This is a genomic window from Nitrobacter sp. MLSD-S21 (assembly GCF_058809865.1).
The window spans coordinates 601,889-618,627 of record NZ_JBXASZ010000001.1 but is presented as its reverse complement, the minus strand read 5'-3'; the positions used below and the strand labels follow the sequence as shown (position 1 = coordinate 618,627).

At 57.8% G+C, this 16,739-nt stretch carries 27 protein-coding genes and 2 pseudogenes; 17 read left to right on the top strand and 12 right to left on the bottom strand.

Going from position 1 to position 16,739, the window contains the following annotated elements; all coding sequences use genetic code 11:
• Nucleotides 1-361: 361 nt before the first annotated feature.
• On the bottom strand, nt 362-934 hold the full coding sequence (locus AC1RT6_RS03160; RefSeq protein ID WP_472789833.1) for a hypothetical protein: 573 nt from the start codon (nt 932-934) through the stop codon (nt 362-364).
• A 384-nt stretch (nt 935-1,318) separates the two neighbouring features.
• Between AC1RT6_RS03160 and AC1RT6_RS03155 the strand changes: the two genes are divergently transcribed.
• The gene (locus tag AC1RT6_RS03155) at nt 1,319-1,687 is read left to right on the top strand and encodes a hypothetical protein (RefSeq protein WP_472789835.1); all 369 of its coding nucleotides are present in this window, start codon (nt 1,319-1,321) and stop codon (nt 1,685-1,687) included.
• A gap of 353 nt (nt 1,688-2,040) precedes the next feature.
• Here the strand turns inward: AC1RT6_RS03155 and AC1RT6_RS03150 are convergent, their stop codons facing one another.
• Both AC1RT6_RS03150 and AC1RT6_RS03145 read right to left on the bottom strand, forming a co-directional pair.
• Nucleotides 2,041-2,436 (bottom strand): DUF2335 domain-containing protein, encoded by a 396-nt coding sequence (locus AC1RT6_RS03150; RefSeq protein WP_472789837.1) that lies wholly within the window; start codon nt 2,434-2,436, stop codon nt 2,041-2,043.
• Between the two features lie 713 nt (nt 2,437-3,149).
• On the bottom strand, nt 3,150-3,374 hold the full coding sequence (locus AC1RT6_RS03145) for a hypothetical protein (protein WP_472789839.1): 225 nt from the start codon (nt 3,372-3,374) through the stop codon (nt 3,150-3,152).
• A gap of 316 nt (nt 3,375-3,690) precedes the next feature.
• Here AC1RT6_RS03145 and AC1RT6_RS03140 point away from each other — a divergent pair, with 316 nt between their 5' ends.
• The 6 genes from AC1RT6_RS03140 to AC1RT6_RS03115 are packed head-to-tail and all read left to right on the top strand — an operon-like array spanning nt 3,691 to nt 5,615.
• Entirely contained in the window at nt 3,691-4,245 is a 555-nt protein-coding gene (locus tag AC1RT6_RS03140; protein ID WP_493029064.1) for a helix-turn-helix domain-containing protein, read from the top strand.
• Nucleotides 4,246-4,255: 10 nt separating this feature from the next.
• Entirely contained in the window at nt 4,256-4,540 is a 285-nt protein-coding gene (locus AC1RT6_RS03135; protein WP_472789843.1) for a hypothetical protein, read from the top strand.
• A 1-nt stretch (nt 4,541) separates the two neighbouring features.
• Nucleotides 4,542-4,781, top strand: a complete 240-nt coding sequence (locus AC1RT6_RS03130; RefSeq protein WP_472789845.1) for a hypothetical protein — start codon at nt 4,542-4,544, stop codon at nt 4,779-4,781.
• Between the two features lie 31 nt (nt 4,782-4,812).
• Nucleotides 4,813-4,974 carry a hypothetical protein gene (locus AC1RT6_RS03125; RefSeq protein WP_472789846.1) on the top strand — a complete coding sequence of 54 codons (162 nt, stop codon included), beginning with the start codon at nt 4,813-4,815 and terminating at the stop codon, nt 4,972-4,974.
• Between the two features lie 54 nt (nt 4,975-5,028).
• A complete protein-coding gene (locus AC1RT6_RS03120; RefSeq protein WP_472789848.1) occupies nt 5,029-5,430 on the top strand; it encodes a helix-turn-helix domain-containing protein in 402 nt (133 codons plus the stop codon).
• On the top strand, nt 5,427-5,615 hold the full coding sequence (locus AC1RT6_RS03115; protein WP_472789849.1) for a hypothetical protein: 189 nt from the start codon (nt 5,427-5,429) through the stop codon (nt 5,613-5,615). Before AC1RT6_RS03120 ends, AC1RT6_RS03115 begins: the two co-directional genes overlap by 4 nt.
• A 336-nt stretch (nt 5,616-5,951) precedes the next feature.
• Here the strand turns inward: AC1RT6_RS03115 and AC1RT6_RS03110 are convergent, their stop codons facing one another.
• Nucleotides 5,952-6,152: a hypothetical protein gene (locus tag AC1RT6_RS03110; RefSeq protein ID WP_472789851.1), complete on the bottom strand. Its 201-nt coding sequence runs from the start codon at nt 6,150-6,152 to the stop codon at nt 5,952-5,954.
• A 288-nt stretch (nt 6,153-6,440) separates the two neighbouring features.
• On the opposite strand from AC1RT6_RS03110, the gene AC1RT6_RS03105 reads away from it, so the two are divergent.
• Together AC1RT6_RS03105 and AC1RT6_RS03100 are read left to right on the top strand one after the other, a co-directional pair.
• Nucleotides 6,441-6,641, top strand: coding sequence for a twin transmembrane helix small protein (locus tag AC1RT6_RS03105; protein ID WP_493029061.1), 201 nt, complete (start codon nt 6,441-6,443; stop codon nt 6,639-6,641).
• A gap of 577 nt (nt 6,642-7,218) precedes the next feature.
• The gene (locus AC1RT6_RS03100) at nt 7,219-7,347 is read left to right on the top strand and encodes a hypothetical protein (protein ID WP_493029059.1); all 129 of its coding nucleotides are present in this window, start codon (nt 7,219-7,221) and stop codon (nt 7,345-7,347) included.
• 74 nt (nt 7,348-7,421) lie between these two features.
• On the opposite strand, the pseudogene AC1RT6_RS03095 reads toward AC1RT6_RS03100, so the two are convergent.
• A pseudogene (locus tag AC1RT6_RS03095) lies at nt 7,422-7,660 on the bottom strand (hypothetical protein).
• 130 nt (nt 7,661-7,790) lie between these two features.
• Between AC1RT6_RS03095 and AC1RT6_RS03090 the strand changes: the two are divergent.
• From AC1RT6_RS03090 to AC1RT6_RS03075, 4 genes and pseudogenes are all read left to right on the top strand, one after another.
• Nucleotides 7,791-8,203: pseudogene (locus AC1RT6_RS03090) on the top strand (hypothetical protein).
• 2 nt (nt 8,204-8,205) lie between these two features.
• Nucleotides 8,206-8,934 (top strand): SOS response-associated peptidase, encoded by a 729-nt coding sequence (locus tag AC1RT6_RS03085; protein ID WP_472789857.1) that lies wholly within the window; start codon nt 8,206-8,208, stop codon nt 8,932-8,934.
• The gene (locus AC1RT6_RS03080; RefSeq protein WP_472789858.1) at nt 8,931-9,200 is read left to right on the top strand and encodes a hypothetical protein; all 270 of its coding nucleotides are present in this window, start codon (nt 8,931-8,933) and stop codon (nt 9,198-9,200) included. Before AC1RT6_RS03085 ends, AC1RT6_RS03080 begins: the two co-directional genes overlap by 4 nt.
• Nucleotides 9,201-9,351: 151 nt before the next feature.
• Nucleotides 9,352-9,570 (top strand): hypothetical protein, encoded by a 219-nt coding sequence (locus AC1RT6_RS03075; RefSeq protein ID WP_472789860.1) that lies wholly within the window; start codon nt 9,352-9,354, stop codon nt 9,568-9,570.
• Nucleotides 9,571-9,653: 83 nt separating this feature from the next.
• Here the strand turns inward: AC1RT6_RS03075 and AC1RT6_RS03070 are convergent, their stop codons facing one another.
• Nucleotides 9,654-9,857, bottom strand: coding sequence for a cold-shock protein (locus AC1RT6_RS03070; RefSeq protein WP_472789862.1), 204 nt, complete (start codon nt 9,855-9,857; stop codon nt 9,654-9,656).
• 545 nt (nt 9,858-10,402) lie between these two features.
• Here AC1RT6_RS03070 and AC1RT6_RS03065 point away from each other — a divergent pair.
• Entirely contained in the window at nt 10,403-10,669 is a 267-nt protein-coding gene (locus AC1RT6_RS03065; RefSeq protein WP_472789864.1) for a PilZ domain-containing protein, read from the top strand.
• Between the two features lie 276 nt (nt 10,670-10,945).
• Entirely contained in the window at nt 10,946-11,215 is a 270-nt protein-coding gene (locus AC1RT6_RS03060; protein WP_472789866.1) for a hypothetical protein, read from the top strand.
• Between the two features lie 4 nt (nt 11,216-11,219).
• Here AC1RT6_RS03060 and AC1RT6_RS03055 read toward each other — a convergent pair whose 3' ends face one another.
• The 4 genes from AC1RT6_RS03055 to AC1RT6_RS03040 form a co-directional block, all read right to left on the bottom strand.
• Complete coding sequence (locus AC1RT6_RS03055) at nt 11,220-11,684, bottom strand: hypothetical protein (RefSeq protein WP_472789868.1); 465 nt, start codon at nt 11,682-11,684, stop codon at nt 11,220-11,222.
• A gap of 124 nt (nt 11,685-11,808) precedes the next feature.
• Complete coding sequence (locus AC1RT6_RS03050) at nt 11,809-12,222, bottom strand: VOC family protein (RefSeq protein WP_472789870.1); 414 nt, start codon at nt 12,220-12,222, stop codon at nt 11,809-11,811.
• A 58-nt stretch (nt 12,223-12,280) separates the two neighbouring features.
• Nucleotides 12,281-12,454, bottom strand: a complete 174-nt coding sequence (locus AC1RT6_RS03045) for a DUF2934 domain-containing protein (RefSeq protein ID WP_493029055.1) — start codon at nt 12,452-12,454, stop codon at nt 12,281-12,283.
• 103 nt (nt 12,455-12,557) lie between these two features.
• Nucleotides 12,558-12,836, bottom strand: coding sequence for a DUF6894 family protein (locus AC1RT6_RS03040; protein WP_472789874.1), 279 nt, complete (start codon nt 12,834-12,836; stop codon nt 12,558-12,560).
• Nucleotides 12,837-13,173: 337 nt separating this feature from the next.
• Here AC1RT6_RS03040 and AC1RT6_RS03035 point away from each other — a divergent pair, with 337 nt between their 5' ends.
• Nucleotides 13,174-13,428, top strand: a complete 255-nt coding sequence (locus AC1RT6_RS03035; protein ID WP_472789876.1) for a DUF6894 family protein — start codon at nt 13,174-13,176, stop codon at nt 13,426-13,428.
• Nucleotides 13,429-13,433: 5 nt separating this feature from the next.
• The gene (locus tag AC1RT6_RS03030; RefSeq protein ID WP_472789877.1) at nt 13,434-13,631 is read left to right on the top strand and encodes a hypothetical protein; all 198 of its coding nucleotides are present in this window, start codon (nt 13,434-13,436) and stop codon (nt 13,629-13,631) included.
• Nucleotides 13,632-13,752: 121 nt separating this feature from the next.
• Here AC1RT6_RS03030 and AC1RT6_RS03025 read toward each other — a convergent pair whose 3' ends face one another.
• Both AC1RT6_RS03025 and AC1RT6_RS03020 read right to left on the bottom strand, forming a co-directional pair.
• Nucleotides 13,753-14,430 (bottom strand): outer membrane protein, encoded by a 678-nt coding sequence (locus AC1RT6_RS03025; RefSeq protein WP_472789879.1) that lies wholly within the window; start codon nt 14,428-14,430, stop codon nt 13,753-13,755.
• 261 nt (nt 14,431-14,691) lie between these two features.
• Nucleotides 14,692-16,677: a hypothetical protein gene (locus tag AC1RT6_RS03020; protein WP_472789881.1), complete on the bottom strand. Its 1,986-nt coding sequence runs from the start codon at nt 16,675-16,677 to the stop codon at nt 14,692-14,694.
• Nucleotides 16,678-16,739 lie beyond the last annotated feature (62 nt).

The following is a 16,739-nucleotide window of genomic DNA, read 5'->3' as shown; positions in this document are numbered from 1 at the left end:
TAATTCAAGGCTTTCCCGATTAGTCCCGACTGTTGCACGCAACACAAACGCAACACGGATGTTCCAAGTTCGTTCGCGAATCGTCGCACGAAGAACCCGCCAGCGTGACCGGCGGTTCTCCGTTGCGCGGCCGGGATCACTCTCCGGTAACCGCTCTTGGCGGGTATGCTTCTTTCCAGGCTGCGAGCAGCACGTCTGCACTCTGCTGAATCAGCGTGGCACTCTCAGCATCCCGTTGGCGACATCCTCGTCGATTGGATCAGTCGACGCCAAGACGCGGTTGAGAAGCGCCAACAGTCTCGAATGATGTGAATGTCGTTTCCCATCCTGAACAGGACGCGTTGATATTTGTCCGGGTCGCTCATATCCGCACCTCGCCCCAGGTGATGCGGGGTGCCAGAGCCTCGCGTTGCTGATCCGAAAGATTGATGAGCCGACGGCTGCCCCGGCCGAAGCCACGCTCGACGTCCACATGCATGCCATCAGGGTTGCTGTGGCCGTAACGGTCGAACGGCTTGTATCGTTGCCGTGCGGCCTCGGTGAGGTGACTACCGTCTGCCTCTCGGTCGTTGTCGCTGCCCCAGGCGCCATTCCCTTCGGATGCGGCGCAGGTCCAACCCAACGAAGGCTCGTTGTCCTCCTTTTCCGCTTCACCACCCTCGTCATTATCGGGCTCGCGACCATCGTGCTCGGCTCCCTCATCCTCGCAGACGTCCTCGCGATCATCGCAGCCGGGATCACCTTCACGATCGTCCTGGTTGCCTGACGCCCATTTCGTTTGATTGGTAGCTTCCACCGAGGCGAGGATCGGTTCAAGGTCCGCGTCGCCGGCCTCCACGTCTGACATCTCGATCAGCAGCTCGATCAACGCCTCTCGCTTTTTCTGGCTCCACGCTCTGAAGAAATCTTCCGGGCTGATGTCGGTTTTGACCAAGGTCCGTTCTTCGGACCTTGGAGACTCGCTCGCTGGCGATCTGCTCTTCCGCTGTCGGACGACGGGTTTTGCTTTGGACGCACGGGGCGACTGTTGTGTGGATTTGGTCATTGGGCTTTGCTTTCGCTTCGGCTTATCAAGGCCGTCGCCGGTGTCAGACCGGCAGCCGGGAGTTGATAACCTGCGAAAGCGACAGGCGGCTCGCGCTTTTAAGCCCTAAGGCTCTGGACATGGCGCGGCCCTCCCGGCCATAATGGCCAGGTTGGAGCGCACGCCAATGCGCTGCCTTCATTCGGTCGCTGCCCCTTCGCTGCCAGGCGAACGGGAGATTCCTACCAGGGAATGCGACCTGTAGCTTTCGTCCGGGTTATCAAGCCCACGGACATGCTCTCACTGATTTGCTTAAAAATCCATCCCCTCCGGGGCGCTTTTGCGCGTCTCATAACAGCCCTTTTTCGGCAGTCAGATCTCTGGGCGGCGCTGGTTTTGAAGCCGCTAGTCAGCATTGATGATAAGGAAAAAATTATGAACGAGCTCCACGACATGGTACGCGCCCGATCAAGTTTGCATTTCCAATCAAATGACCACTTCATTCAAGGAGAGTTGCAGGCCTACCGGGAGACACTTCGCAAAAAGGCTGAGAAGAATCGGGAAATTCGCGAGTTTTGCGCCAACCACCGCCGCCACCTGGCTGAAGAGCAGGCGCTGGCATCTGACGTAGCGTTAGCGCGACGGTCGCGACGAAACGGCTAGGAACGCTCTTCCACCCTTTGGCATTGAATCGCCCGGAACGGGACTGATTACCGCACCCGGCTCCCGAACCCGAATTGGCCCGCTGGCGCTTCCCCGGCGGGCCTTTTTGCGCCCGATAGAATGAGTTGAGCGTTCAGCTCCATGCAACTAAATCGTGCTAGAACGTTTATAAGCTCTCATCGTACGGAAGCGCCCAATGTCACCCGGCACCGAACTGCTCGAACTCTACTTTCTGATGATAATGGCTGTCGGAAGCTTAGCCGTACTTGTCGTGTCGCTCTATGGCATGTTGGGCTTGAATTGATCGCCGCTGCCCCAAGCGGCGGACCTGAACTAACCCGGCCGGAGCGGGGTTATTCTTTGGACCGCCAGGTTTGCCTGAGAAATGCGTAGACGATCGGGGCGATCGTGCCGCTGCCGAGTATTGTAGCGGTGACCGGTTGATTAAAGTAGATCGCCAAAGCGCTCACCCCCAAGCCCATGAATGCGAAAAGCCCCGCCAACAACTGGCCAACGTGCGCGTCGCGAACTACAAATTTCGACTGTCTCTGCTCGAGGTCGCGACGATGGCGTCCCTGCTCCTCGAACTGCACGAAGATTCGTTCAGCTCCCCCAGGCACAATGCGATTGAACTCATCCAGAGCCGCGGGTGGCGGCAACGGACCATTCCACCCCACCGTCGTGTGAACGACGGTTTGAGTCTGCTGATTGTGATTTTGATGAGGATTTGGCTGCTGCGGCGTAGGCACAGACGGCCGGTTACGCCTTGGCTTCTTCACGCGATCGCGCCTTTTCTATTCCGCGCTCCATATCGTTTCCAACATGGTTCCAATCGGAACGGAAGGCATCCTCTGACCGGCTTTTAGGGTACCCCGAGAGAGTTCCAACCGTGGCGGCAGAACCCATTTGGGCTAGCCCATGAAGGAATCCCGTCAGGACAGTCCTCGCTGTGGACCGGGGGGTATGTAGACGGCGAATTCTCAGCGAGCTGGTCATTTTGCGGACCTCAATCCAAGTGAGATATCGCCTATATAACGTCGAACTGTTAATGATTGTTCCGAAATTGCATTAAAACTCAGTTACTTAGGGAACCCATACAAACCTTAGCACCTCTCGCTAGCATATTGTACCGGGCCGGGGGGATGCAAGAGCTGTGTGAAACACACAGTGTCGCGTCCATTCAGGGATCATCGCTTGCGGTCCGTGAGCGGAATCGTCGTATGCCCCATCCCGTCAGGGCGAGGCGGCTTGCAAACATTGCCGCACAACGTGCTCGCCCGACTGTATGCCGAGGCGCCGGCTTCGTTCCTACGATCTCGAGCGGCGGCACCTGTCGAAGGCAGCGCGCGATGGTAGCGGCGAAGTTGACGCCCGAGTTTTTCGCTGATCATTCGAGTTCATAACTCCGGCGACTCCGCGGATGATACAATACCATTTGTCCGCTGGGACGGAACACATCGCATCAGATTGCCAAGTCGAATTCGGCGCGAAGCCGATTCACGACAGCCTCAAGGATGTTGATAAGTCCCTCGTCGGGTTCGCCATCCTCCTGCATGGTAGTCGCCTTCCAGGTCTCGCCATCCGGCTGAACCGTGATCGCCATACCCGTCGGCCACGCGCAGACTTCTTCTATCCCAACACGAATGAGAGCTTCCAGCTCTGCGGCAGATTTGGCGGGCCTTTTCATATTGTTCCTTCAAACCTCCCGACCCAACGCGCGGAAGGCCGGAAAGTTTACGGAAACACGATCCGGCAACGCAAGCTGCGCAACTATAGGCCCGATCTCGCTAAGCTGTCGTGCATGGCACGGCTGCGCCGGTCGGGTTGATATACAGCAACGGCTTAATTAGACCGTCTCCGCATCCTTCTAATGAAAGAAACGCCTGATTTTATTGCTTTTTGGTGTGTTGAAAATCTGATATTTTGCACACATGGAAACGCATGATGCAGATGTGCAGGACCTTCAGATCCGGTGTGCTGACGCCGAACGCCGTATTGCAGAGTTGAAGGCCGAACGGGATGAAGCCCGTCACCTCATTGACCAGATGGTAGAACAGGTGAGCGATGGCAACGCGGTCATAGAGCGCTGGAAAGAGGCCTTCGACATGGCCCTGAATGACAAGGGCGTGTGGACGTGGGATCCATTCATCCAGAGATACGACGACTTGGTGAGCCGCTATAACGAGCTCCTGGCCAAATGGAATAGGTTCGTTCCCACATACAACGCGAACGTCGCGCCACAGCCTATCGGCCGCCCGCTTGACGCATCGTCCGCACAATGCGCCCTCGTGCTGAGACTTCGCAGAACTGGTAAATCGTTCCGCGCCGTTGCCGACGAAACCGGGCTTTCATTGCAGACCGTCCGAACGATCGTCGGCCGCGATGCGGGCACGGACCGCACGTCCGCCCGCCGCTTGGAGCGCATTCAACCGGATAAAGCGGCCTCGAACCGCGAGCGCGCCCGGAAACGCACAAGGGACGCCTTACCGCGTGCCATGGCAGAGACGGTGGAGAAGGCCGAGAAGCTACTTAAGGAAGCCAAAGGACTGGGAAGGTAGGGTTCGACGCATGATTGAGGAAGACCCAGAAATTGAAGTTTCGCCGCTGGGTGGTCCGGTGGCTCGCGACGGCATGACCGTTCACGTCGAAATTTATCGGCTGGTGGAAGGAGATGAAGGTTGGACGCTTGAAGTGACCGATCACGAGGGGGGATCGACTGTTTGGGAAGATCGGTTTGCCACCGATAAGGAGGCATATGACGAATTTCACCGTGTGCTCGAAACCGATGGCATTCAATCGTTTTTAGAAGATCAGCCGGAGTCGAGAAGGCAATCGGCTGAAGAAGAGCATTGAAATGAAGAAGCCCGAACAGTTCGAACTACGCAAGCCGCTCACGCCAGAGCAAAAGAAGGCTCGTAAAGAGCGCCGGGAAGCCGAGGCTAGAATGGCCACAGCTGAGAACGCAAAAGCAGCAGAGGAATTCGCCAGAAATCGTGAACGCCTACGGGCGGAGCGGCTAGCTCGTGAGGCCGGTACGGCGGAGAATGAAAAGGCGAAGTTAGGAAAACAGGCAAACGATGCCGGCGAGAGCTAGTCACCTGCCTACTCATCGAGAGCGGATCATCTTGCAGATGCTGCTCGAACGAGGTCAGCTAGAGAGGAAACATATTCAGCCCGCGCCGGAAACGATCGACAAGATGAAAGCGAAAGGCTGGATCGAAGTCATTGAGCCTGCCGCCTATCGCATTACCCCGGCGGGAATCGCAGCGATGAAAACGAAGATCTAATTGAAACAGGCGAGCGAAAGTACTTTTGAAAGGTTCTAAGCGCTATACGCAGGGATGATCACATCCGCTCAGATTCGCGGCGCGCGAGCCATGCTGAACATGAAGCAAGCTGATCTGGCGAAAGCAGCGGATATTTCAGCGGCGGCGTTAAACAGCATTGAGCGAGGAAAGGCGATCCCCAGGACGTCGACATGGGTCTCGATCCGGCGCGCCCTCGAAGAGGCTGGCGTGGAATTCATCCCCGAAAACGGCGGCGGGGCCGGCGTGCGGCTTCGAAACGCTGACCACACGCATAGCCGAGAACCGCCAACCGGCGATCCCAAAGGAGCCCTAGCCGATATCCAGACGCTGGTCCGCGTTGCTCTGAGGAGCTCCGACCCGGTCGTCGTGCGCCGCGACTTAGAGTTGATCCTGACTATCACGGAAGAGGCGCTGAAGGTGAAGGCAGGACAATGAAAGATGCTCGGGAATGGGCTGAAAAGCTGCGGAAAAAAGCAGAGGAATGCAGGATGATCAGTCGGCTCGCAACCAATCAGGCGAAGCGCGATACGTTTGCTCGCCTTGCGGAAGGCCATGATCGCCAGGCTGACGACCTAGAGGCGCTTCTCGCTTCGGGTAATCTGCAAGATGTGCAACGGTAGGAGCCGGAAAATAATCACAACTAGGGTTTAAAAAGCCCGTGCTCGAACATCTCACTATTAAGGAACGCTCTTCCACCCTTTGGCATTGAATCGCCCGGAACGGGACTGATTACCGCACCCGGCTCCCGAACCCGAATTGGCCCGCCGTCTCCAACTCCCGGCGGGCCTTTTTGGTGGTCGCAGATTTTAAGCTGCGGCTGCCAAGAAGCCAACCCTCAGCAATACAGCGATGATCACGAGCAGGCCGGCCACGATTGCAAAGATGAAAAGCTGAGGCATACGCGCCAACGCGTACGACGTGCGTTAGTTGCTAGCAGCCTCGGGCGCAGCGTCCAGTTACTTCGGCGGCTGCAATTTCGGCGAGTTCGCCCACGCCTCGATATTGGCCGCGGCTTCGGCCTGCCGGATTTTCTTGAGATGCTCGTACCGTTCAGCGCTGTCGGGCATGCTTTCCGCCTTGGCGCGCTCGCCCTCGGCGAACTCCGAGAGGCGGTCCTGAAGCGATGTAGTCTGCTTGAAACGACGCCGCACCTGCATGGCGCGCTCCTTTCCGTGAGAGAAGGCGGAAGCGCACAAGCATTCTCAGTTGAAATTATGCCCCTCTAGGTCTCTCGAATAACCCCGCCGGAGCGGCGTGGAAGCCGTAAGGACTGCATCATGACGCGTAGTGCCGCCCTTTGCTGATTCCGATTTATTGAGTCATTAACGGAAATGCGGCTGGTTAGAGAACCATCCTCGGTCAACCCAAGCCAAATCTTGGAAGGCTTAGGAACCCATCCCACTCTACGGTGTTGCTAAATTTAGGATCATCCGGATGCAACGCCGATGACCATATTCATGAGCCAGGTCTTTTTGCCCACTGCACTAGCTTCCGTCGCGGCGGTGTTGCTGATGGGCTTCACAAATATGGTGCGAGGCGGAAGGCCCCAGCTCTCACAAAGCCTGATGCAGGCGCGGGTATTTCTACAGTTCATAGCAATTGTCATCACGATGGCAACGGTCTGGGCAATGGGCGGATCGGAATAAAAACGCCACCACGACAGAAGACAGGATGATTTCAAATGGATGAGATGGACAGACCAGATCCGATGCCTCGGGGACCGACCGACAATATATTCTATGTTCTCGGCTACGGTGGACTTCTACTCGTTATCGTTGGGGTAGGACTAATTGTGGCGGCCAGCCTCGGGCATTTACACTGATGCTACCGCATCGAGAATGGCTTGATGTCTATGTCCCTTACGCCAGCCTGGCCGCTCACTATTTAGCGGCCACTCAAGATCGCGCGTGACCTCCAAGGTAGCGCCCCCGAGCCCGCCCTCCCCGGCGGGCTTTTCTTTTGAAACCACATTCCCTCGCCTGCATTATACGGCCGGAACGGTTGATCGGCCGGCATCCCCGATCCCGCTCCCGACAGGCCCGCTGTGACTGCAACCGGCGGGCCTTTTGCTGTCTGATCTAGCCCGCTGTCTACCTTCCGGCGGGATTCGACCCGGTGATCCGTAATCTCGGAACGCTTCCCGACCCCAGGCATTGCTCCTTAAGTCTGGCGCAAAGAACATCCCCGACGCCAAGGAGTAACATTCATAAACAGGAGATCAGCATGGATGAAGGCAGAGAAGATGAAATGCATCAGGAATCGACTAACAACCTGTTCCTGGCTGCAGGCAGTTTCGGACTTCTGGCGTCTCTCATCGGGTCGGGACTCATTGTAGCGGCGGTTAGCTTCTAGCCTGCTTACGAACGGTCCAGCCAGCAGTTGGCGCTCGCATCCCGTCGGCGACACATGTCGGCCGGGTTCGCACATTAATCGGCACTTCGCAGCCGCTTCATCGTGAACTCGATCTCGCCGCCGGGTAGTTCGCGCCAATTCTCGATCTCGGACATGTATGCCGCCGCCGGCCAGCGATCCAGGAACGCCTCGCCGTCTGGCGCGCCTGCTCGCGCGGCTGTGTGAAGGTCTCCCGCGCATAGCCGTCGTCGGCTTTGGCTTGCCGGCGCCGGGCCGCCATCCGATCGGCAAGGTCTTTCGGGGTACGGACCATCGCGATACTCCACTTGCGACGCCGGAAATGTAAGCTCGCACCGGTATATCGCCTAGCTCTTGGGGCAATCGGGAACTGGCCCCAACCGGTAGCGGCTGGACTCCGATGGTGACCCGCTCCACTTTCGGTCATGACCACGAAGTCGCGAGAGCACCTTTCGGCACGTCAGTTCGCATGTCCGCCCGCCGGGCGCGGGAAGCCCGCATCGAAGCCGATAAGTTGGCTTGCATCGCTTGGTCGCAGCGCATGCTCGGCTTTCGCGGCCCCGCTCAACCCTCACCGATGCTGGGAGACGCTCTCAGTGCCGGCTTCCGCTATCTCGAAGTCCGATGCGCTGGCTGCGACCTGCATTCCGCCGTTGATCTGACGACCGTGCGTCGACCGAAGGCTACTCCTATCCATGAGCTCGAACGCCATATGGCTTGCAAGGACTGTTCGCAGGTCCGCGGCTACCGGTTCAAGCGCGGACAACTGGTTGCCTTGAGGCGATCACCGATCTCGGCGAACGAGCCGCCCTCGGTATGGTGGCCGGGCGAGCGATAGGAATGTGCAACCTCTATTCGATGACGAAGAACGCCGACGCGATCCGCCGGTTATTCGGAGCGATGAATAGCCACGTCGGCAACCTGCCCTCAATGCCCGGCATATTTCCAGATTATCCGGCGCCGATCGTGCGCAACGACAGCGAGAGTGATCGCGAGATCGTCATGGCGCGCTGGGGGATGCCGTCATCGCAATTCGCGCTGATGGAAGCCACAAAGAAGCGTGCGGCCAAGCTTGAGGCCAAGAGTCAGTCTGTCGACTTCAAGGAACTGCTGCGGATCGAGCCAGACAGCGGCGTGACGAACATCCGCAACACGTCGAGCATGCACTGGAAGCGATGGCTCGAACCTGACAACAGGTGTTTGGTGCCATTCACATCGTTTTCCGAATACGACACGATCGACGGCAAGAAAGTCCCTATTTGGTTCGCGATCGATGAGAGCCGGCCGTTGCTGGCCTTTGCCGGGATCTGGACGAACTGGACCTGCGTGCGCAAGGCAAAGGAAGGGTTGGTCTCCCTAGACGTCTTCGCTTTCCTGACCTGTCAGCCGAACGCAGAGGTTGGTAAGGTGCATCCCAAGGCGATGCCGGTGATCCTGACCACCGGCGAGGAGCATGATGTCTGGATGCGCGCGCCGTGGGACGTAGCCAAGGCGCTGCAAAGGCCACTGCCGGACGGATCGCTCAGGGTCGTTGCGACAGGCGAAAAAGAGGACGCGGAGTCGGTATGATAAGATTCGCTGAAGCCCGACCCTATGCCGATCCAGACGCGGCCGCCCGCAAGCTCATCGAGATCGCCTGTTCGATCGAACCGGTAGAGGATGGCCGCATCCACATCGAGAAGATCAACTGGCCATTCCTGAAAGAGCTTCGCGGGGCGCCAGCCGAATATGGAGCCGGAATGGACCGGGCCATTGCGAACGGCTGGTTATCGATGCACGAAAGCGGCACCTATGTGACTTTCACGCAAGCAGGGACCGACCTGCTCTCACGGTGAAGAGAGCATCACGCTGCGTAGCTAAGCCGCGAGCATCGATGAGCGAGACAATCCACCGCACCCCCGATTGATTGCACGGGCGAGAAATGGCTCGCGCGAGAAAATTGTTCGGCGCTAGAATTTGCAAGTTTCAAATGGTGGAGGTGCAGCGATGGCGGAACGTCATGACGGCAAGCAACTCACCCTTCAGGACCGTCTTTCAGCCTGGGCTGCGAAGACGCGAGAGCAGGCGGACAAATTGGAGCCTGGCCCCGCTCGTGATGCTCTGTTGAAAAAAATCGAGCAGGCGGAAAAGGCAGCCCGGTTTGATGCATGGTCCCGGTCGCCTGGATTGCAGCCGCCGGTGGATCCACGCGATCCGTCGGAGTGAACGGTGATCGCTAACCGAAGGAAACGTCCTCATGCGCATTGCGGGATAATAGCCCGCCGGTCACCCTCGGCGGGCGCGATGGATCAACCGACCCTCAGATTTTCCGCACTTTCCTTGCCGCGGTTCATGACGACCTCGTAGCTCACCTTGTCGCCTTCGTTGAGCGAGCCAAGCCCAGCCTTCTCCACCGCCGAGATGTGCACGAAGACATCCTTGCCGCCGCCGTCCGGCTGAATGAAGCCATAACCCTTCTGCCCGTTGAACCACTTCACAGTACCAATCGCCACTTTGTCGAACTCCTATTGAACGATCATGGAATATGAGCGCTCTGGTGGACTGCGACAAGAAGTTCTCACGCTGAATAAGCTCGAGATCGCCTCTGTGCTGCATTGGCCGCGCGAATTCTAAATGGCCGAGTGAATTGGAATGCGTCCGCTGTCAAAGTCATTGAGTGATCGGGGACGGACGGCCTTTCCTCCTCCGGTGCGCCGTCCACTCTAGACCCGTCGGCGAGCCTCATCGCCTGGCGGGTTTCAGTTTGTGTCCGGGTTGAACGAAACCGACAATTTACCCGCCGTTAAGCCTGAGCCGACGTTTCCAGGAACGAAGGCATTTGCCTCAACTTGTGCCTAAAACGAGGTGGCACATGATCCCGAGTTTTCGCGAACAGGCTGAGCGAGCCGAGCGGTTGGCTAGATCCATCAACGACCAGCAGACGTGTGACGCACTCTTGAACTACGCGCGAGAGTGTCGAGAGAAGGACTCTGCCCGCACCGACCAGAATGGAGAGCGGGTTTGGAGTAGTATCGAAAAGTGATTATCTGAGCGGTCTATGGACGAACGTCGCAGCACAAAGCGCCAGCGGGTCCTGAAGGCTGGCAGCATTCAAATTGACGGTGGCGACGCTATCGACTGCACCGTGCGAAATCTATCGCAATTTGGCGCAGCGCTCGATGTGCAAAGCCCGGTCGGAATTCCGAGCGAGTTCGTCCTGATGATCACTGAGGACGAACTTCGCTTCGCCTGTCGCGTCGCCTGGAGGAAAGCCGGGCGGATCGGGAATCAGGTTCGGTTAACCGCGTGCGGAGCCAGCTGTTAAACCGATAGGTACAGCAGAACGAGCAATATGCAGCCTTACGAGGCCGCCAATCCAAAATGGATTGCGCCACCTGGAATTCGAAGCTGCCTCAGGAGGTGTGGCCTGATCGGTAGGCAATCGCGGCGATGGGAAATCCTCATTGTCCATGAAATGATAACGCTCCCGAGCTGTTTCGTTCCACGTCCATGCCGCGCCGCATTTCCACTCATTGCGAGACGCATTTCGCGCCTGTCTCGAGAATCACATAGACTCGCTCATCAACCTGCAGGAGGGACCATGGCCAAAAAGGCAAAGAAGGCGCCGAAGAATCCCGTGAAAAAGACGGCGAAGAAGTCCGCTAAAGGTGGCGCTGAAAAGAAAGACGGCCGTTCAAATCCACGATCGTGGTCGAAGGACGATGTTAAGCAGCTCAAGACCCTCATTAAGCAAAACACCCCGACCCGTTTGATCGCGATGAAGCTCAAGAGAACCGAGGCATCGGTCCGCTGGAGGGTGCACAGCGAAGGACTGTCGCTCAGGCCGACCAACCGAAGCCCGCGGGACTAGCTTCTCACGTTCCAATAATCGACGTCTCCGGATGCGCCTGTTGCGTCGTCGTTCTGGTATACTTGCGTACCTGGCGTGGCGGATCGAAGATCGGAGCCAGGCGCTCATAAAGCATCGCTGCCATGGCCTCGCGTTTCGGGACAGCCTTTCGGTTCGCCTTCGCCATCTTGGCGAGCTCGATCAAATCGATGTTGTCGAATGCTTCGATCCAGGCCAGTCCGCGGTCAGACCAAGACGGATGCGCAAGAATGAGATCACTGACGCCCTGAATTCCAGACGCCGTCAGCGCCCGTTCATTCCCAGACGACTCCACAATGGTTCGCAGCGTGATGATCACATGTCCTTCGCCGTGCTCGAGGATCATCCGGCGGAGCGTCTGACCGGCCTTCGTCCGCAACGGGCCGGTGGGCTCGTGACACTGAGCAATCGTTATTCCGAGATCGGCGCAGATGCTCTCTATCGTGCTCATGCTGCCAGCCTTTTACCATTGCGCTGTATCAGGTGTAAGAGCGTCCTTGCTCCGGCGCAAGGTTCGCGGCTCACGCACCGTTCGGCGGCCCAGGCTGGGCCTCGGTGCGGAAAACATCGCAAGCTCAGTATCCCTGCCAGAGTCCAGGCGTGGCGATCTCCAGTAAGTGATCGTCGGGATCGCGGAAGTAGAGGCTGATCCCGCCCCTCGGCCACTCCGTCCGACCCTGCAGAGCAATCCCTGCAGCTTTAAGATGGTCCTGCCATGCAGCCAGCTCGTCGGCGGCGATGGAGAACGCGACGTGCATCGGACCTGATCCGTCGTGAGGGGGAATGGAGCCCCCTGGGGTCTCGATCGGCTGCAAAGATCCACCCTTCGGGAATAACAGCAGAACGCCATTGCCGCCCACGTCGTAGGCGCGCATCCGGTAATCAGCATGGATGCACGCAAGACCCATGACGTCGGTGTAGAAAGCAGCGGCTTTATCGAGGTCGGCCACGTAAAGGGCCGTTTCGAGCACGCGGGACAGCTTCGGCATGAATGCCTTCCTGTTTGTGCTCCCCGTCGACACAACTCGGCGAAGCCGCAGAACCAATTCAATTTTGGTCGTCCGGACTTCCCTTCATATCCTCACCGCGATCCTGCATCCCTGACAATTCACGTTCTGCCATGTGCCAGAACTCATCAACGCGATTCTCAGGCTTTCCGTGCTGTTCCCACAGTTGATGGGCACGTTTGCGAATTTCTTCTTCTGTTGGCTTTGGTCGCATCGCTGATTAGCTCCAGATGTTCGAACCCACTTCGTCCTAAAAAAGAACCTGTGAGAGAGTTCCTATCCACCACGCCATCAACCTGCTTTTCTCCCGCCACGGGCTAAGAATTCAAGCGGACCGTAAACCGCGCCTGCAAGACAGGACCATTATCATCGCGAACTTCAACCGCTAAGAGGCCGCCCTCTCCGTCGATCTGGTGACTACGGATGGCCTCCTTTGCGAGGTCCGCCAACGACAGCGCCGCCTCCTCCTGCGCGGAATGAACCGATGCGAGTTCGAGCCCTTCTTCGTCGAGCGTGAGATCATCTCCGTCGCAAATCAAAATAGTAGCGACGCATCGGAGTAGCCTAAGCCCATAAAGAGTCGACGGTCTGTCCACAGATCTAATACGGTTGCTCCCGGCTGCCTGGCGAGATCTCGAAGAGCTGCCCACGTTCCCCGCGGAGAACCGCAGCGACCACACTCGACCATCGCGGCTGCGTCTACTTGCTCCGGATCCGCAACCCTGATGGTCAAGCTGCCGCAATTCTCGCAAACGAGTTTGAAGGTGTTATTATCGATCATGTTAAATCCCCGACGATCAGAGATGTTGACCTTCGATGCTCGGTAACGGCCGTCAACGACGCAGCACCGTTCGAGTTCCATAGGAGCGGTTCCTCCGCTCGATTGGGCAATCGAATTTGGAACGTCGGGACCGTCGCCGGAATTGCCGCACCATGCCCAGGTACTTCTTCCATTTAGCAGGCTGGCTTCCAGCTAACGATCTGATCGGCCACGAATGCATCAACGACGAAGAGGCCAGGGAACACGGAAGCTTCATCGCTCACCGCGTCGGAACTGAAAAACCTGACATGGTGCGCGAAGAGAACTTCATCTTGGTGACTAACGAGGCAGGCGAAGAGCTGTTCAAGATCCCTATTGCATCGATCTTGAGTGCAGGAACCGAAGGTCCTCTAGCGTACGAAAGATAGGCAGCATGGCAACGAGTTCGATTACACCACTAGACTTGTATGAAGCCCTACGCGCTTCTGCTACCGACCTGGATGCTTACGGCAGCACGATGGGAAATGATGGGATCGTCGCGCTCGATGGTCGGTTCGACCTGACGGCCATGGCCGCCTATCTCAATGGGACAGCCGAAACCGACACCGAGAGCAATATGCAAACGCCATGAGTCACGCGACGTAAAATATGGCGTAGGACCTGTAGCGAAGCCTAAAGCCAGCGTTTCGAGACCAGCAAAGAAAAAGGCCGGCATCACTGCCGGCCTTTCCTTAATCAGTTTGACGACGCGATCAGTATCCCGGGGCAAGCGGAGCGCCCATCGGAGCACCCCAGTTGAAGCGGTAGTTCAGGCCGACCTTGATGGTGTGCTGGTCGTTGCGGAAGGTCCCGGCGGCGCCTACCGGTCCAACGAAGTTCACAGTGCCGAGATCGTAGTACTGGTACTCGATCTTGCCCGACCAGTTCTGGGTGAACAGGTATTCCAGACCACCGCCGACAGTGTAGCCGTCACGACCGCCGTTGCCGCCGAAGCCGTTGGTGAAGCGCGAATCAGCCCAGCCGTAGCCGCCTTTGGCGTATAGCAGCGCGGGACCAAAGGAGTAGCCGAGCCGGCCGGTGACCGAACCGAGGCCGCGGTTGGCGAAGTTGCTGCCGGTGTCGAGGAAGCTGTAGTTGGCTTCGATACCGAAGACCCAGTTCGGCGAGAATTGCGTGTCGTAGCCGATCTGACCACCGCCCATGAACCGGCCATCGTTATTGCTGAAGAGAAAACCCGGTGCGAGAACGTTGTTCTGGCCACCGAAGGCACCGCCGATGTGGCCACCGATATAGAACCCGGTCCAGTTGTAGATCGGAGCAGGTGGCGCGTAGGCCGGTGCCTTGGTGTAGGGATGAGCCGCCAAATCAGCGGCGGAAGCAACCGATGCGCTGACCAGTACGGCTGCTGTCGCAAGCAGAATTTTCTTCATGAGGGAACCCCAAAGTTGGAATCGATCGATAGCATCCATCCTAACGGTTTGACCTCGGTTGCGGCTGTAGCTGGTCTGCCACACAGCGTTGAATTCTTGACGCCGCGCAGACGCAAAAAAAGCCTCGCCATTTGCAGGCGAGGCTAAGAATTGATCGATTCCTGGACCGGACAGTTGCCGGCTGGAACAAGTAGACACGGCTCTCGCCGATTTCCAAGAAAATAATCGTTAGGCGCAGCGCGCTTCCTCAAAACATAGAGCTCATTGTCCACCTGACGAAGCCGCGCCAGCATCTGGGGATGATCGACCAGATGAGCCGGGGCCGTTGTGATTGGATGCTATCGAGCTGACCAGCTTGATAGCGTTCTCCATTTTCACAACTAATGTCGTGAAATACGAGCTCGGCTCGACCTTCACATTGATGCCCAGGTCCGAGCTCGGCCTGACCTCCACGTCGACCTTCGCCGGTGCGGCCGCAGCCTGCTGTCCGCCATCCACCGGAGGCGGCGACCAACTCTCGCCCTCGTTGCGAGGATCTGTCATAGGAAATGGAATCCGCTTTCCGTTGTGCAGGCGCCGAGGATCTCGCATTGGCAGCGGCAGGCCGTCGGGAAAATCCGGGATCTGATTGCGAGGATCGCTCGTCGGCATCGGAAGGATGGATCCGTCGGGCAAGCGCCGCGGATCGCCCTTGGGCATGGGGATCGGGCCTTCTAGCGGGGCCTGGTTGCCCTTAAGCCAATTCAGAAACTTGCCGCCGCGGGATTCGAGCGGGACATTACCGGTCTCGATTGTCGATGTGAAGCGCGACAGCGCATTGGCGAAACTATCCATCCGTCCAATGACGAAGCTTGTATTCCCCACAGTCGTGGCGAAGTCGCCCAGCTGCTTTTCGACTCCCTGCCACGCAATGCCGGCATCACGATGCTGCAGCTTGTCGACTTCGTCGACGTTCGTCTTCCGGTGGCGTGCTTTCTCGACAAGGGCTGCATCAAGAAGGTTGGTGATGATCTGATCGGACGTGTTCTTGGCCGAGAACATCTTCGTGGTTTCAGCCTCAACGATGCCTTTGTCGTGGGCCGACATGTGCTCGCCGAAGTGCACACCCTTTGCTTCCAGCCGTGGCTTGATATGCTTTTGCGTCCACTCGAAAGGATTTTCTATATAGGCATCCTCATCGATCAGGTTGCCATTCTTATCGAGCAGACCGGCCTTCTTCATCGCCGCACGGGATCGAGCCGTCTGCCGGCCGCCGATCAATGCGGAGTTACTGGTCGCAAGCTTCACACCAAAGCCCGACGTATGTGACGCCAAGATCGGGAAAATGCTCTCCATGTAGTCTTTGCCAAGACCGTATTTAGCGGCACCGGCCGCTGCTAGGTCTGAACGGAACTGGTCGCCGGTATAGTCCGCGTTCACGCTGCGCGCCTTCATCCAGGCATTCAAAAACGACTTAAACTGATCAGGCGTATTGGCAGCGCCTGTACCTTCAGCCGCTCGTACAACCTGCTCTAACTCATGAGCATCCCCGCCAGCGATCGAGTTGGCGATGCGGGCCTTGGCGTAAATCTCAGCGATCTCTTTCGCTCGATCGAATGTCCCAAGCCGCGCTGTGTTCTTGCGAAGATCTTCCAGCACGTCGGTGCGGGAGAGGGACGGATAACGCCGCGATATCTCGTCAGCCACCCGGTTGGCATCTTCTTGTTGCTGCGGCGAAAAGCCCGCGATTTCTTCCCTGATCTCTTCGCGATTGCGCGCGGCCGCGGCGTGAGCTCCAGCCTTAATGGCATGGCCCGTGGCGTAAGCGGCGCCGAACCCGCCTAGGACATGGCTGGCGGTGTGCCGGGCATAATGGCTCGCCCCGGAGAGGAAGCGTTTGTGAGCCCTCTCCGTCTCATCCATCCCCAGCCGGACTTCACGAAGGTTCGCAAGCGTCTTTGTCTTCCATTGATCGACCGCGCCGAAATAATGCGATGCGCGCATTGGACCGTTACGGGACATTGCGGCGTTGAAAGCGCCCCAGTCCTTTTGGATACCCGCGAGCTCTTTGCTAGATATCCGCAGAGCATCGATATCGCGCTGGAAATTCACGCCCCAGCCGGCCTTGCCGAACATAGGCGGCTTGATGTTTTCGAAGGCCTTCCCGGTTTTGGCGATGCCCTCGAACTTCTTGGCAAGCTTATCGAACACCGCCCCGGTTTTGTCCTGGGCGCTGATGACGGCTTTTGCTTCAATGATCTTCGACATCGGCGGGATCCTCAGTGCTGGCTACCGGCCCGGGCTAACTACCCGGACCGACGAAGGGCCGG

What these genes read in the sequence shown, in the direction of transcription:
- AC1RT6_RS03025 (WP_472789879.1), bottom strand. Translation starts at nt 14,430, where the DNA reads ATGAAGAAAATTCTGCTTGCGACAGCAGCCGTACTGGTCAGCGCATCG.
- AC1RT6_RS03145 (WP_472789839.1), bottom strand. Translation starts at nt 3,374, where the DNA reads ATGAAAAGGCCCGCCAAATCTGCCGCAGAGCTGGAAGCTCTCATTCGT.
- AC1RT6_RS03155 (WP_472789835.1), top strand. Translation starts at nt 1,319, where the DNA reads ATGCTCTCACTGATTTGCTTAAAAATCCATCCCCTCCGGGGCGCTTTT.
- AC1RT6_RS03045 (WP_493029055.1), bottom strand. Translation starts at nt 12,454, where the DNA reads ATGCGACCAAAGCCAACAGAAGAAGAAATTCGCAAACGTGCCCATCAA.
- AC1RT6_RS03075 (WP_472789860.1), top strand. Translation starts at nt 9,352, where the DNA reads ATGGCGGAACGTCATGACGGCAAGCAACTCACCCTTCAGGACCGTCTT.
- AC1RT6_RS03085 (WP_472789857.1), top strand. Translation starts at nt 8,206, where the DNA reads ATGTGCAACCTCTATTCGATGACGAAGAACGCCGACGCGATCCGCCGG.
- AC1RT6_RS03030 (WP_472789877.1), top strand. Translation starts at nt 13,434, where the DNA reads ATGGCAACGAGTTCGATTACACCACTAGACTTGTATGAAGCCCTACGC.
- AC1RT6_RS03100 (WP_493029059.1), top strand. Translation starts at nt 7,219, where the DNA reads ATGGATGAAGGCAGAGAAGATGAAATGCATCAGGAATCGACTAACAAC.
- AC1RT6_RS03135 (WP_472789843.1), top strand. Translation starts at nt 4,256, where the DNA reads ATGATTGAGGAAGACCCAGAAATTGAAGTTTCGCCGCTGGGTGGTCCG.
- AC1RT6_RS03055 (WP_472789868.1), bottom strand. Translation starts at nt 11,684, where the DNA reads ATGAGCACGATAGAGAGCATCTGCGCCGATCTCGGAATAACGATTGCT.
- AC1RT6_RS03080 (WP_472789858.1), top strand. Translation starts at nt 8,931, where the DNA reads ATGATAAGATTCGCTGAAGCCCGACCCTATGCCGATCCAGACGCGGCC.
- AC1RT6_RS03050 (WP_472789870.1), bottom strand. Translation starts at nt 12,222, where the DNA reads ATGCCGAAGCTGTCCCGCGTGCTCGAAACGGCCCTTTACGTGGCCGAC.
- AC1RT6_RS03035 (WP_472789876.1), top strand. Translation starts at nt 13,174, where the DNA reads ATGCCCAGGTACTTCTTCCATTTAGCAGGCTGGCTTCCAGCTAACGAT.
- AC1RT6_RS03115 (WP_472789849.1), top strand. Translation starts at nt 5,427, where the DNA reads ATGAAAGATGCTCGGGAATGGGCTGAAAAGCTGCGGAAAAAAGCAGAG.
- AC1RT6_RS03105 (WP_493029061.1), top strand. Translation starts at nt 6,441, where the DNA reads ATGACCATATTCATGAGCCAGGTCTTTTTGCCCACTGCACTAGCTTCC.
- AC1RT6_RS03120 (WP_472789848.1), top strand. Translation starts at nt 5,029, where the DNA reads ATGATCACATCCGCTCAGATTCGCGGCGCGCGAGCCATGCTGAACATG.
- AC1RT6_RS03110 (WP_472789851.1), bottom strand. Translation starts at nt 6,152, where the DNA reads ATGCAGGTGCGGCGTCGTTTCAAGCAGACTACATCGCTTCAGGACCGC.
- AC1RT6_RS03130 (WP_472789845.1), top strand. Translation starts at nt 4,542, where the DNA reads ATGAAGAAGCCCGAACAGTTCGAACTACGCAAGCCGCTCACGCCAGAG.
- AC1RT6_RS03060 (WP_472789866.1), top strand. Translation starts at nt 10,946, where the DNA reads ATGGCCAAAAAGGCAAAGAAGGCGCCGAAGAATCCCGTGAAAAAGACG.
- AC1RT6_RS03065 (WP_472789864.1), top strand. Translation starts at nt 10,403, where the DNA reads ATGGACGAACGTCGCAGCACAAAGCGCCAGCGGGTCCTGAAGGCTGGC.
- AC1RT6_RS03020 (WP_472789881.1), bottom strand. Translation starts at nt 16,677, where the DNA reads ATGTCGAAGATCATTGAAGCAAAAGCCGTCATCAGCGCCCAGGACAAA.